14 protein-coding genes are annotated in these 12,820 nt (G+C 41.7%); 11 read left to right on the forward strand and 3 right to left on the reverse strand.

Annotated elements, in window-relative coordinates; genetic code table 11:
• Nucleotides 1-148: 148 nt before the first annotated feature.
• The 4 genes from MKY11_RS15310 (at nucleotide 149) to MKY11_RS15325 (ending at nucleotide 5,200) form a co-directional block, all read left to right on the forward strand.
• Nucleotides 149-1,684, forward strand: a complete 1,536-nt coding sequence (locus tag MKY11_RS15310) for an ABC transporter ATP-binding protein (RefSeq protein WP_024719725.1) — start codon at nucleotides 149-151, stop codon at nucleotides 1,682-1,684.
• Complete coding sequence (locus MKY11_RS15315; protein ID WP_024719726.1) at nucleotides 1,677-2,723, forward strand: ABC transporter permease; 1,047 nt, start codon at nucleotides 1,677-1,679, stop codon at nucleotides 2,721-2,723. Before MKY11_RS15310 ends, MKY11_RS15315 begins: the two co-directional genes overlap by 8 nt.
• Nucleotides 2,724-3,683, forward strand: a complete 960-nt coding sequence (locus tag MKY11_RS15320; RefSeq protein ID WP_008345835.1) for an ABC transporter permease — start codon at nucleotides 2,724-2,726, stop codon at nucleotides 3,681-3,683.
• A 179-nt stretch (nucleotides 3,684-3,862) separates the two neighbouring features.
• The gene (locus MKY11_RS15325) at nucleotides 3,863-5,200 is read left to right on the forward strand and encodes a 2-hydroxycarboxylate transporter family protein (RefSeq protein WP_017367956.1); all 1,338 of its coding nucleotides are present in this window, start codon (nucleotides 3,863-3,865) and stop codon (nucleotides 5,198-5,200) included.
• A gap of 266 nt (nucleotides 5,201-5,466) precedes the next feature.
• Here the strand turns inward: MKY11_RS15325 and MKY11_RS15330 are convergent, their stop codons facing one another.
• Nucleotides 5,467-5,676 (reverse strand): hypothetical protein, encoded by a 210-nt coding sequence (locus MKY11_RS15330; protein ID WP_019744044.1) that lies wholly within the window; start codon nucleotides 5,674-5,676, stop codon nucleotides 5,467-5,469.
• 219 nt (nucleotides 5,677-5,895) lie between these two features.
• Here MKY11_RS15330 and MKY11_RS15335 point away from each other — a divergent pair, with 219 nt between their 5' ends.
• Genes MKY11_RS15335 through mnhG form a run of 7 tightly spaced genes read left to right on the forward strand, consistent with a single transcriptional unit; the run spans nucleotide 5,896 to nucleotide 11,672 of the window.
• On the forward strand, nucleotides 5,896-8,307 hold the full coding sequence (locus MKY11_RS15335) for a Na+/H+ antiporter subunit A (RefSeq protein WP_058336866.1): 2,412 nt from the start codon (nucleotides 5,896-5,898) through the stop codon (nucleotides 8,305-8,307).
• Entirely contained in the window at nucleotides 8,304-8,735 is a 432-nt protein-coding gene (locus MKY11_RS15340) for a Na(+)/H(+) antiporter subunit B (protein WP_008345843.1), read from the forward strand. Before MKY11_RS15335 ends, MKY11_RS15340 begins: the two co-directional genes overlap by 4 nt.
• A complete protein-coding gene (locus MKY11_RS15345) occupies nucleotides 8,735-9,076 on the forward strand; it encodes a Na(+)/H(+) antiporter subunit C (protein WP_003213576.1) in 342 nt (113 codons plus the stop codon). Before MKY11_RS15340 ends, MKY11_RS15345 begins: the two co-directional genes overlap by 1 nt.
• Nucleotides 9,069-10,547: a Na+/H+ antiporter subunit D gene (locus tag MKY11_RS15350; protein WP_327854899.1), complete on the forward strand. Its 1,479-nt coding sequence runs from the start codon at nucleotides 9,069-9,071 to the stop codon at nucleotides 10,545-10,547. The genes MKY11_RS15345 and MKY11_RS15350 overlap by 8 nt, the downstream gene beginning before the upstream one ends.
• A 6-nt stretch (nucleotides 10,548-10,553) precedes the next feature.
• A complete protein-coding gene (locus MKY11_RS15355; RefSeq protein ID WP_008345848.1) occupies nucleotides 10,554-11,033 on the forward strand; it encodes a Na+/H+ antiporter subunit E in 480 nt (159 codons plus the stop codon).
• Entirely contained in the window at nucleotides 11,033-11,314 is a 282-nt protein-coding gene (locus tag MKY11_RS15360) for a Na(+)/H(+) antiporter subunit F1 (protein WP_008345849.1), read from the forward strand. Before MKY11_RS15355 ends, MKY11_RS15360 begins: the two co-directional genes overlap by 1 nt.
• Entirely contained in the window at nucleotides 11,298-11,672 is a 375-nt protein-coding gene (mnhG, locus tag MKY11_RS15365) for a monovalent cation/H(+) antiporter subunit G (protein ID WP_003213369.1), read from the forward strand. Before MKY11_RS15360 ends, mnhG begins: the two co-directional genes overlap by 17 nt.
• A 90-nt stretch (nucleotides 11,673-11,762) precedes the next feature.
• Here mnhG and MKY11_RS15370 read toward each other — a convergent pair whose 3' ends face one another.
• Together MKY11_RS15370 and MKY11_RS15375 are read right to left on the reverse strand one after the other, a co-directional pair.
• On the reverse strand, nucleotides 11,763-12,152 hold the full coding sequence (locus MKY11_RS15370; RefSeq protein ID WP_017358943.1) for a hotdog fold thioesterase: 390 nt from the start codon (nucleotides 12,150-12,152) through the stop codon (nucleotides 11,763-11,765).
• 23 nt (nucleotides 12,153-12,175) lie between these two features.
• Entirely contained in the window at nucleotides 12,176-12,817 is a 642-nt protein-coding gene (locus MKY11_RS15375; protein WP_007500477.1) for a response regulator transcription factor, read from the reverse strand.
• Nucleotides 12,818-12,820 lie beyond the last annotated feature (3 nt).

Genomic DNA, 12,820 nt, shown 5'->3' on the forward strand with positions numbered 1-12,820 from the left:
GGATAAGCGCGTCTTATCCCCTTGCCTCTCCTTTACCTCCTCTTTATTCGTAAAAGGTGGTAAAAGAAAAGCTGCAGCCTTGTTTTGCAGCTTTTCTTTTGCTAGTTTTTATCTTCATCAGCACCCTAAAAAAGGAGCGGTTAAACCTGTGGATTATGTCATTGAAATGTTGAATATACGCAAAGAATTCCCTGGCATTGTAGCAAATGATAACATTACGCTACAGCTAAAAAAGGGCGAAATTCATGCGCTGCTTGGTGAAAACGGCGCTGGAAAATCAACGCTTATGAACGTGCTTTTCGGACTGTATCAGCCTGAAAAAGGTGAAATCAAGGTACACGGAAAACCGGTTACAATCTCAAGTCCAAATGATGCAAGTGATTTAGGCATTGGAATGGTCCATCAGCATTTTATGCTAGTTGATACATTTACTGTGGCTGAAAACATCATTTTAGGAAAAGAGCCAAAGAAATTTGGAAAGATTGACAAAGAACAAGCCATTCAGCAAGTGCAGGAACTTTCTGACCGTTATGGACTGAAAATAGACCCTGCCGCTAAAGTATCTGACATCTCAGTCGGTATGCAGCAGCGAGCAGAAATCTTAAAAACACTATACCGCGGCGCTGACATCTTGATCTTCGACGAACCAACAGCCGTCTTAACACCTCAAGAAATAAAAGAACTCATACAAATTATGAAAAACTTAATCAATGAAGGCAAATCCATTATTTTAATTACCCACAAGCTAAAAGAAATTATGGATGCCTGTCATCGCGTGACCATTATCCGAAAAGGGCAAGGTATTCGTACACTTGATGTGGAACACACAAACAAAGACGAGCTTGCCAGTTTAATGGTCGGCCGCGAAGTCTCATTTAAAACAGACAAAAAAGCAGCCTCCCCTGCTGAAGAAGTCTTGCAAATTCAAGATCTCACTGTCAAAGATGCGCGAGGAATTGAAGCCGTGAAACAACTCAATTTATCAGTGAAAGCTGGTGAGATTGTCGGAATTGCGGGTGTAGACGGAAATGGTCAATCTGAATTAATTGAAGCCATTACAGGTCTGAAAAAATCCGAATCTGGCACGATCATGCTAAACGGGAAAGCCATTCAAAATCTCCCGCCTCGTAAGGTCACAGAATCTGGTATCGGACATATTCCTCAAGACCGTCATAAGCACGGACTTGTCCTTGACTTTTCAATTGGAGAAAATATTTCCTTACAAACGTATTATCAGCGTCCATATTCGAAGTTTGGCTTGATGAATATGAAAAATATTTATCAAAAAGCAAAACAAATCATTGCTGAATACGACGTACGGACACCTAGTGAATATACAGAAGCACGTGCGCTATCAGGCGGTAACCAGCAAAAAGCCATTATTGGCCGTGAAGTGGACCGAAATCCTGATTTATTAATTGCCGCACAGCCGACACGTGGACTTGATGTCGGAGCCATTGAGTTTGTTCATAAACGTCTGATTGAACAAAGGGATTCAGGCAAAGCTGTTCTGCTCATCTCCTTTGAGCTTGATGAAATTATCAATGTCAGTGATAAGATTGCTGTTATTTTCGAAGGCAGCATTATTGCCATTGTTGATCCAAAAGAAACAACAGAGCAAGAACTTGGTCTGTTAATGGCTGGAAGTACGCAACAGGAAGTGGGGAAAGAAGCAAATGTCTAATCGCTTAACAAATCTGCTGATTCCGCTTATAGCCATTGTACTTGGTCTTTTCGTTGGGGCCATCATTATGCTGGCAAGCGGTTATAGTGTCATCGAAGGTTATAGCGCCCTTTGGAATGGCGTCTTCGGTGAAACCTATTATATGGGAGAAACCATCCGACAAGTCACGCCTTATATTTTATCAGGACTTGCTGTTGCCTTTGCATTTCGGACAGGCCTCTTTAATATCGGGGTAGAAGGTCAAATGCTGATTGGCTGGGTAGCTGCTGTATGGATCGGCACAACTGTCCATGCACCTATGTATATCCATCTGCCTCTTGCACTGATCACAGCAGCAGTTGCTGGTGCATTATGGGGCTTTATTCCCGGATTTTTAAAAGCTCGTTTTTACGTACATGAAGTCATTGTCACCATCATGATGAACTACATTGCCCTTCATGTCACAAATTATCTGATTTCAAATGTCTTAACAAACAATAAAGATAAAACAGAAAAAATTGATGCAACAGCTTCCCTTCGATCTGGTTTTTTTGAGCAGATCACTGATTTCTCAAGAATGCATAATGGGATTTTTGTTGCCATTATTGCGGCTGTTGTCATGTGGGTTATTATCCAGAAAACCTCTAAAGGGTTTGAATTACGCGCAGTTGGGATGAACCAGCAGGCCTCTCATTATGCTGGAATGAACGTTCGACGCAACATCATTTATGCGATGCTCATTTCTGGTGCCTTTGCAGGTCTTGCAGGTGCGATGGAAGGACTCGGAACATTTGAATATGCTTCGATTAAAGGATCATTCACTGGCGTTGGTTTTGATGGAATCGCTGTTGCCTTATTAGGCGGAAATACAGCTATTGGTGTCGTCTTAGCTGCATTATTGCTTGGTGGATTAAAAGTCGGTGCTTTAAACATGCCGCTTGAATCTGGCGTACCGACTGAGGTCGTTGATATTGTGATTGCGATCATTATTCTTTTCGTTGCCTCAAGCTATATCATCCGTCTTGTCATTCAACAATTGAAGAAAAAGGGGGGAAAATAAGTGGGATTTCTGCAAATTCTTGAAATCATCGTCCCGGCTACACTCGTTTATGCTGCACCACTTATTTTAACCGCTCTTGGAGGCGTCTTTTCAGAAAGATCAGGTGTCGTCAATATCGGTCTTGAAGGTTTGATGGTCGTCGGAGCATTTTCTAGTATTATCTTTAACTTAATGTTTGCTGATACGTTTGGTGCCTTGACCCCGTGGCTCGGTCTACTTGTTGGTATGGCCATTGGCGGCGTGTTCTCACTCATTCACGCTGTTGCCACTATTACGTTCAGAGCAGATCAAACGGTCAGTGGTGTTGCGATTAACATGCTTGCCCTTGGTGCTACGCTGTTTGTTGTCAAACTGATTTATGGCAAAGCACAAACGGATAAAATTACAGAACCTTTCTATAAAGGAGATATTCCCCTTTTAAGTGACATTCCGATCATTGGTGATATTTTCTTTAAAGATGTGTATTATACGTCGATTCTCGCATTAGTTCTTGCGGTTGTCGCTTGGTTTGTTTTATTTAAAATGCCGTTTGGCTTGCGACTTCGTGCAGTCGGAGAGCATCCAATGGCAGCTGATACAATGGGAATCAAGGTATACCGGATGCGCTATATCGGCGTCTTCATTAGTGGTCTATTTGGCGGTCTTGGCGGAGCTGTGTATGCATCGACCATCGCTCTTGACTTCTCACACGCCACCATTACAGGACAAGGCTTCATTGCGTTAGCCGCCCTTGTTTTCGGGAAATGGCACCCATTTGGCGCTATGGGCGCTGCTTTATTCTTTGGTTTTGCACAAAGCTTAAGCATCATTGGCTCTCTACTTCCGCTGTTTCAAGATATCCCGAACGTGTACATGCTCATTGCACCATATGTGCTGACGATCCTAGCTCTTACTGGCTTCATTGGACGAGCAGACGCACCAAAAGCACTTGGTACCCCTTATTTAAAAGGAAAACGATAAATAAATACCATGTATGATCAATCCCCTGAAGGACAAACTATCTTCAGGGGATTTTTGTATGATAAAAACGACAAAACCCCCGTTTATTTTACTTTTATTACACTTAATTTAGTTTAATAAATAGATGAGTGTCACAGAATCTTCTACAATTGAGACAAATAGCATTTGGGGGTGTTTATGTGGCTAATACACAACAATTGAAATCGATTACAAACGATTCTGACAATAATAAAAGCGTTTTCCGAAAAATTCTTTCTTGGAAAATTGGTGTTATTGATCTACCTGTGTATATAGTACTTGCAGCGATTATTTTAACTGCCGCTTATTTTAATAAAATTCCAGCAAATATGCTTGGTGGTTTCGCTGTTATTATGATTTTGGGGATTTTCCTAGGAGATGTAGGACAACGTATTCCAATCTTAAAAGATATTGGTGGACCGGCGATTCTTTCTTTATTCGTACCATCGTTCCTGGTCTTTTTTCATGTTCTGAATCCAAACTCGTTGGAAGCGGTTACGTCTCTGATGAAAACGTCGAACTTCCTATACTTCTATATATCTGCTCTTGTAGTAGGTAGTATTCTTGGGATGCAACGAACTGTTTTAGTACAAGGCCTTATTCGTATGTTTGTTCCTCTTGTTGCAGGTACAATTACAGCTGTAGCTGCTGGAATTCTAGTGGGTCTTCTAGTTGGTTACACACCGCATCATTCGTTCTTCTTTATCATTGTACCGATTATTGCCGGTGGTGTCGGTGAAGGAATATTGCCATTATCAATTGCTTATTCACAAATTCTTGGTGTATCAGCAGAGTCATTAATTTCTCAATTGATTCCGGCTGCTGTCATTGGGAACGTCATTGCCATCATTTGTGCTGGCGCAATGAAAAAGCTTGGTGAAAAACGTCCTGAACTAAACGGGAATGGACGACTTGTTAAATCAAAAGAAGCAAATGAAATCTTTGAACAGCCTGACATGGATACTAAAGTTGACTTCAGCTTAATGGGTGCAGGTGTACTTGTTGCTTGTACAACCTTTATCTTTGGCGGCTTATTAGAAAGTTTTGTTCATATTCCAGGTCCAATCTTAATGATTGTTCTTGCTGCATTAATCAAATACTTAAACGTGATGCCTCAGCATTTGCAAAACGGCTCACAGCAGTTCTACAAGTTTGTATCGAAAAGCTTTACATGGCCTCTAATGGTTGGTTTAGGAATTCTATACATTCCACTTGATGATGTGGCCACTGTTATTTCGATTCCTTTCGTATGTGTATGTATTGCTGTTGTTCTAGGCATGGTTGGTTCTGGTTACTTTGTTGGTAAATTCATGAACATGTATCCAGTTGAATCTGCCATTGTGACTGGCTGTCACAGTGGATTAGGCGGTACTGGTGATGTTGCGATTCTTTCAGCTTCTGGAAGAATGGGCCTTATGCCTTTCGCTCAAGTCTCTACACGTCTTGGCGGAGCAGCAACCGTTATTTGCGCAACAATCTTACTCAGAATGTTTACTTAAAAAAGAAACAAAAAACATGTCCTTTTCATAAGGGACATGCTCAGATAATTGACAAAGGGCTAAAATGTACTTTATTTTAGCCCTTTGTCTTCTTTTCAGCGTGATAGAAAACCTTTGCAGTCTAGGAAGGACGAGCACCGGAGCAGAGCGAATTTGACATTCGTGAGCACCGGACTGACAAAGAATGCGAGGGTTTGTCTACACGCTGAGCATGTCCTTTTCGTAAGGGACATGCTTTTTTTATATTTCTTTTCTCCCATACATCCTCATTCATCAGCTAATACAATTCGTATATACTCCCGAGGCTGAAAAGGATACTGTTTCGCCTGTGGATAGGTCATATGGAGGAGTTGTTCAGAAAATAGCGGCCATTCACTCCCGGCCTGCCACCTTTTTTGATCATTTCGTTCAATCAAGAATGCTCCTCCTAAAATCGTGCAGAATATGCTTAAGCTGATGGCGATCTTTCGTTTCATTTGATCAGCTCCTTTAAGAAAAGCATGTACGAAATACAAAACAATATACAACGAGTTTCATTTTTGATAAAATATTTTTTGTGGTCAAAAGAACTCAAAACAAATTCAATTTGCCGTAAATCAGTTCAAACCAATGCACTATGACTGTATTTACGCTATAATTTTAATTACCAGTTCTTTAGAACGTGAATTTATATTGATCAAAGGAGGTTCATTTTCTTGCAGCTTATTCACTTCGCCATCCTATCACCTTTTTTACTTGCCTTTGTCGTCCCTTTTCTCTTTAAATACGTAAGGCGTATACATACAGGATGGTTTGTTCTCATCTTGCCTATTCTTTTATTCACCTATTTCATCCAAATGCTCCAGATCACTTCGAATGGACGAACGTTGTTCTCACAAGCTGAATGGATTCCCTCTCTAGGGATGAATTTCACTGTGTATGTAGATGGTCTCAGCCTGTTATTTGCTTTACTCATCACAGGTATTGGTGCACTTGTGGTACTGTACAGTATTTTCTACTTATCAAAGGAAAAAGAACAGCTTGGCTCTTTCTATACGTATTTATTAATGTTTATGACCGCTATGCTTGGTGTTGTTCTCTCTGACAACATGGTCGTACTTTATTTGTTCTGGGAGCTAACAAGTATCTCTTCCTTCCTCTTAATTGGGTATTGGTATAAGCGTGAGCGTTCTCGTTACGGAGCAACCAAATCACTGCTTATTACTGTGTTTGGCGGATTAGCTATGCTTGGCGGCTTCATCCTCATTTACCTGATCACTGATTCATTCAGTATTCGCGAAGCAGTCAATCAGCTTCAGCTCATTATGGCATCACCTTATTTCATCCCTGCGATGGTTCTCATTTTACTAGGGGCCTTCACGAAATCAGCGCAGTTCCCATTTTATATTTGGCTGCCTGATGCTATGGAAGCACCAACCCCTGTAAGCAGTTATCTGCATTCTGCTACTATGGTCAAAGCCGGTATTTATCTGGTTGCCCGCTTTAGTCCGATTTTTGCTATATCAGAGGTGTGGTTTTGGACCATTTCGATTGTCGGACTTATCACACTATTCTGGGGATCTTTCCACGCCGTTCGGCAAAATGATTTGAAAGCCATTCTGGCCTTCTCGACAGTGAGTCAACTCGGTATGATTATGCTCATGCTAGGAGTAGGCGCAGCTGCCATTCATGAAAACAACCCTGCCTTTTTTGGCGCAGCCGTTCTTGCTGCTATTTTTCATCTCATTAACCACGCGACTTTTAAAGGAAGTCTCTTTATGGCAGCAGGGATTATCGATCACGAAACAGGTACACGTGATATTCGCAAATTAGGTGGATTAATGACCATCATGCCAATTACCTTTACAATTACGTTAATTGGTACATTCTCGATGGCTGGACTCCCGCCTTTTAATGGATTTTTAAGTAAAGAGCTATTTTTCACAAGTATGATTCGGATTTCTGACATCAGCTTTACGGATGTTTCAACATGGGGGGCTGTCTTCCCTGCTATCGCTTGGCTCGCTAGTGTGTTTACGTTCATCTACAGTATGATGATCGTCTTCAAAACATTTAGAGGCCGTCTGAATGTCGATCAATTGGAGAAAAAACCGCATGAAGCACCGATTGGTATGCTGATCCCGCCAATTATTTTAGCTGCACTTGTGGTCACGTTTTTCTTTTTCCCTAATATTCTTGCCTATTCTGTCATTGAACCTGCCATTCAAGCGATCATTCCAGAAGCCATTCAAACAGGAAGCCGCTTTGCCGTAAAAATTGAAGCGTGGCATGGATTCCAGCCAGAGCTTTACATGACAATTGGTGTAGTTGCGCTCGGTACCATTGGCTATTTAACGCTGTCAAAATGGCGCCCAATGTACAACATATTTAAGGAAAAATGGTCATTTAACGCTTTGTATGATCGTTCACTTATAGGTGTAGAAAAAGGGTCATACCGCCTAACAAACAGCTATATGACAGGATTCCTTCGTGACTATCTTGTCTATGTATTTGGTTTTATGATTATCGTGCTGGGCAGCGTGATGTTCTACAAGCAAGCTTTCTCATTTCAAACTGAGCACGCTGCATCAATCGGCACGTACGAAGCCATCCTTTCACTTGTGATGGTCGCAGCGACAGTCACGACTGTATTTGCTCGTTCACGCTTAACAGCTATTATTGCGCTAGGTGTTATGGGCTACACGCTGTCACTATTCTTCGTGATTTTCAGAGCACCTGACCTTGCGCTGACACAGCTCATTATTGAAACCATTTCTGTCGCGCTGTTTTTACTTTGCTTCTATCATTTGCCAAAGCTGAGTCTGAAGCAAAAAACACGAAGATTTAAATTAACAAATTTGATCATCTCATTAGGTGTTGGAGTCGTTGTCACCTGTCTTGCTTTCGCTTCCACAAGCCAGCAGTCTCTTGACACGATTTCAACGTACTTCATTGAAAACAGCTACAAACTGGCTGGCGGAGACAATATTGTCAATGTCATTCTTGTCGATTTCAGGGGCTTTGATACACTCTTTGAGATTACAGTGCTGGCCATTGCGGCACTCGGTATTTATGGATTATTGAAGGTAAAAGCACAAGGAAAACGGAAGAGAGGCGTACGGCGATGAGAAAGATTGATACGAATGATATGCTCTTACAAGTCACTACTAAAATTACAGCATTCATCATCTTGCTTTTCTCACTTCACCTATTTCTTGCAGGACATAACAATCCTGGCGGAGGATTCATTGGCGGCTTGATGAGTGCTGGTGCTGTCGTCCTTCTGCTTTTAGCCTATGACCTTAAAACAGTCAGACGCATTTTACCATTTGACTTTATTTATGTGGCTGGTGTCGGTTTGCTCGTTGCCATCCTAACAGGCATGGGATCTTTTCTGTTCGGAGCACCTTTCCTATCCCATGCATTTGATTATTTCCAACTGCCGTTTCTAGGGAAAACAGAACTGGCGACAGCAGTCCTGTTTGATATCGGTGTGTATTTAGTTGTTGTTGGTGTCACCATGACCATTATTCAAACGATTGGAGAGAAGGAATAATGGAATTTCTAATGTCTATTATCGTCGGAATCATTTTTATGGCAGCGACCTATTTAATGCTTTCAAAAAGCCTTCTGCGGGTCATCGTCGGTACTGCCGTTTTAAGTCACGGCGTCCATTTGCTTCTATTAACAATGGGCGGCTTAAAAAAGGGAGCACCTCCTATTTTGAAAGAGGGGCTCACATCCTATGTAGATCCATTGCCACAAGCATTAATTTTAACAGCTATTGTCATTGCTTTTGGTGTAACATCCTTTTTGCTCGTGATGGCCTTCCGTGCCTTCCAAGAGCTGAGAACAGATGACATGGATCAAATGAGAGGAAATGATCAGCATGAATAATCTCGTGATCCTGCCTATATTAATACCATTACTAGCTGCTACATTATTGATTTTTATGAATAAAAACACCATGCTGTCGAGAGGCTTTAGTGTGTTTGCATCTCTTTTAGCCATTATCTGTAATGTCTATTTGGTCCAAACGATTTTCACAAACGGCATACAAACCCTTTATTTGGGTGGCTGGAAAGCACCGTTTGGCATTGCCCTTGTGGCCGATCAGTTTGCTGCGCTTCTTGTTTTGACCGCTTCCATTGTTGGACTTGTCACAATTCTTTTTTCCTTTCAAACGATTGGGAAAGAAAGAGAGCGGCTGTTCTATTATTCTGGTGTCCAATTCTTGTTAGCTGGCGTCAGTGGTGCCTTTTTAACGGGAGATATTTTCAACCTGTTTGTCTTCTTTGAATTGTTGCTGATGGCATCTTATATGCTCATTGTTCTGGGTGGTTCAAAGCCTCAGCTTCGTGAATCACTGAAATACATTGTGTTTAATATTATCTCATCGGCATTATTTATTGTTGGCGTAGCGTGTTTATATGCGGTCACAGGCACACTGAACATGGCTGATTTAAGTGTGAAAATAGCTGAATCTGGGCAAACAGGGTTAATCACCGTGATTGCCATTCTGTTCCTGATTGTATTTGGCTTAAAAGCTGGGGTCTTCCCGCTTTATTTCTGGCTGCCAGGGTCTTATCATGCACCGCCGGCAGCGATTTCAGCTTTGTTTGGTGCACTGCTGACAAAGGTCGGACTATATGCGATTGCCAGAGTCTTTACGCTCATCTTTATACATGATACAGGTTTTACACATACAATTATGGCCTGGCTAGCCGCTCTAACGGTTATATTCGGTGTCATTGGCTCTATCGCCTATTCTGATGTGCAAAAAATTGTGATTTATAACATTGTCACAGCTGTTGGTGTCATTTTGTTTGGGATTGCGGCCAATACACCGGCATCACTTCAAGGCGCCATTTATTACCTCATTCACGATATGGTGATCAAAGGAGCTCTATTTATGCTCGCAGGGGCACTGTTTGTGTATGCTGGAACCAATCATCTGAAAAAAATGGGTGGGCTGATTCAATCCCAGCCTCTACTCGGCTGGATGTTCTTCATATCGGCTTTATCACTTGCGGGTATTCCTCCGCTAAGTGGATTTGTTGGCAAGCTGAAAATTGTTGAAGGTGGGTTTTCTGCTGGGTACATGACGTTCTCTATCCTTGTTTTACTGTCCAGTCTTCTTGTCCTTTATTCTGTTATGAGGATTTTCATGCTCGCGTTTTGGGGAGAGGAACAGGATATGCGAAGAAGAAAGCCATCCATTAGAGGAATGGTGTATCCTGGGGTACTGCTTGTTATCTTATCGCTTGCGATTGGATTAGGCACAGAATTCATTGCACCTTATATCAATCAAGCTGCGGAAATGCTTTCAACACCAGAAAAATATATTCAAGCTGTGCTGAAGGAGTAGATGAACATGGCCTTTCAAATATTATTAAACGCTCTCCTCGCCTTTACATGGATGTTTATGAATGATACATACAGAGCTGCAGACTTTGTATCAGGCTTTGCACTAGGGATGATCGCCATTTTTATGCTACGGCGATTCTTCCCTCAACGTTTTTACGGCTATGCCCTTTATGCGATTTTCAAGCTCGTCATCATTTTTATCAGAGAGCTGCTTCTTGCTAATTTGAGTGTACTCAAGACGGTGTTATCTCCAAAGCTGAAAATCAAGCCTGGTATTTTCGCCTTTCGTACAGATTTAAAAACAGATTGGGAAATCACCATACTGGCCAATATGATTACATTAACACCTGGTACACTGGTCATCGATATTTCCGATGATCGTTCGATTTTATACATTCATGCGATGGATATTGAAGATGCTGAAAAAGCCATCCACGATATTCGGGTATCATTTGAAAAAGCGATTCAGGAGGTGAGCGGTAAGTAATGGAACTGATCTTGCAAATGTCACTTGGAATTCTTGCGCTGTCTACTTTGCTTTTTGTCATACGGGTCATCAAAGGACCTTCTATCCCTGATCGCGTTAGTGCGCTTGATGCGATAGGAATCAATTTAATTGGGATGACAGCCATCGTGTCTATCTTACTGAAAACCACTACGTTCTTTGAAATTATTTTACTGCTCGGTATTCTTGCCTTTATCGGCACTGTCGCTTTTTCCAAATTCCTTGAGAAAGGGGAAGTGATTGAAAATGATCGTCATCGCTAAAGCGATCGTGATTTTCTTTATTCTGCTTGGCGCCATCCTCTGTTTGATTTCAGCCATTGGGGTCCTTCGCCTGCCGGATGTTTACACACGTATGCATGCTGCATCAAAAGCATCGACACTTGGTGTTGTTCTCATTTTAGTTGGTGTGTTCTTTCATGAATGGTTTCTTGCAGGGATCATCTCTGCGAAAATCCTGCTTGGGATTGTCTTTATCTTTCTGACCGCACCAGTCGGCGCTCATTTGATCGGAAGAGCCGCTTACAACACTGGTGTGAAAATGGACAAACGAAGTGTCCAAGATGATTATGGCGGTTTCCGTAACTTTGTCATTAAACGAAAAGAAGACTCTTATTTATAAATGAAGAATATGACATTCAGGTCTTGTTCACTTTACCTGCATGTTCATAAAAGGGTATTAAAAAAAGCTTCCGCTGCACCGGGAGCTTTTTTATATGCGATCAATGACAGCGAGTGTACATCTTGACGTACAGATATGACGGTCTCGATCATCTTTTATATCGATTTGGAATACCATTGTACGCCGTCCAACATGTACAGGAACAGCTGTAGCTGTCACCACTCCATCACGTACAGATTTTAAATGATTGGCATTGATTTCAATACCTGAACAAACCTGCTTCGTTAAATCCAAATGAGCAGCAGCACCCATGCTTGCCACTGTTTCTGCTAGAGCAGCTGATGCTCCTCCGTGCAGTAATCCAAATGGCTGTTTTGTTCGGTGATCGACTGGCATTGTCGCCACGCATCGTGACGTATTGCATTCCACAATCTCAATCCCCAGTGCCTCAAGCAGTGTATTTGAACCACTCACATCCATCAAGGCCCTCTCCCTTCACACGTTTACAGGACACTTTCCGATTTTGCAATTAACACCGCTTCCGTTCGAGATCCAACATTCAGCTTATTAAAGATGGAGGTCAAACTGTATTCAATCGAGCGTTTGCTCAAATGAAGCACATCGGCGATCTCTTGGTTTGTGTACCCTTTTTCCACTTCTCTTAAGATTAAACATTCACGCTCTGTTAACAGCTCATGATCCGTCTGCTGCGCCTGTTCTGGCTTCTCTTGCTGCTGTGAAATTAATTTCTTTAAATAGGATAGCTGAATGACAACTTCTCCTTGCAATGTGCGGTGTATGTATTCAATGATTTTGTCTTTTGTCTCTGTTTTACTTATTGCACCATGCAATCCAGCTCGAATGGCCTCTTCGAAATAATCATCTACTTCATATCCTGTATAAATGATAATTTTCACTTGTTGATTCGTTTCTAGAATTTGTTTGGCAATGTCCATTCCATTGATATCCCCGAGATTTAAATCCATCAAGATCACATCATAGATGGAAAAGTCATGCGTCTTTAAAAAGGCGCCTTCTGCATCAGGACTTAAACAATCGACTGATAGCTGCTGATCTGATTCTAATATGCTTTTTGTCCCTTCCATGACAGCCGGATGATCATCAATGACCAATATCTTCTTCATGTC

The sequence above is a fragment of the Bacillus sp. FSL W7-1085 genome (assembly GCF_038595035.1).
GTDB lineage: Bacteria > Bacillota > Bacilli > Bacillales > Bacillaceae > Bacillus > Bacillus altitudinis.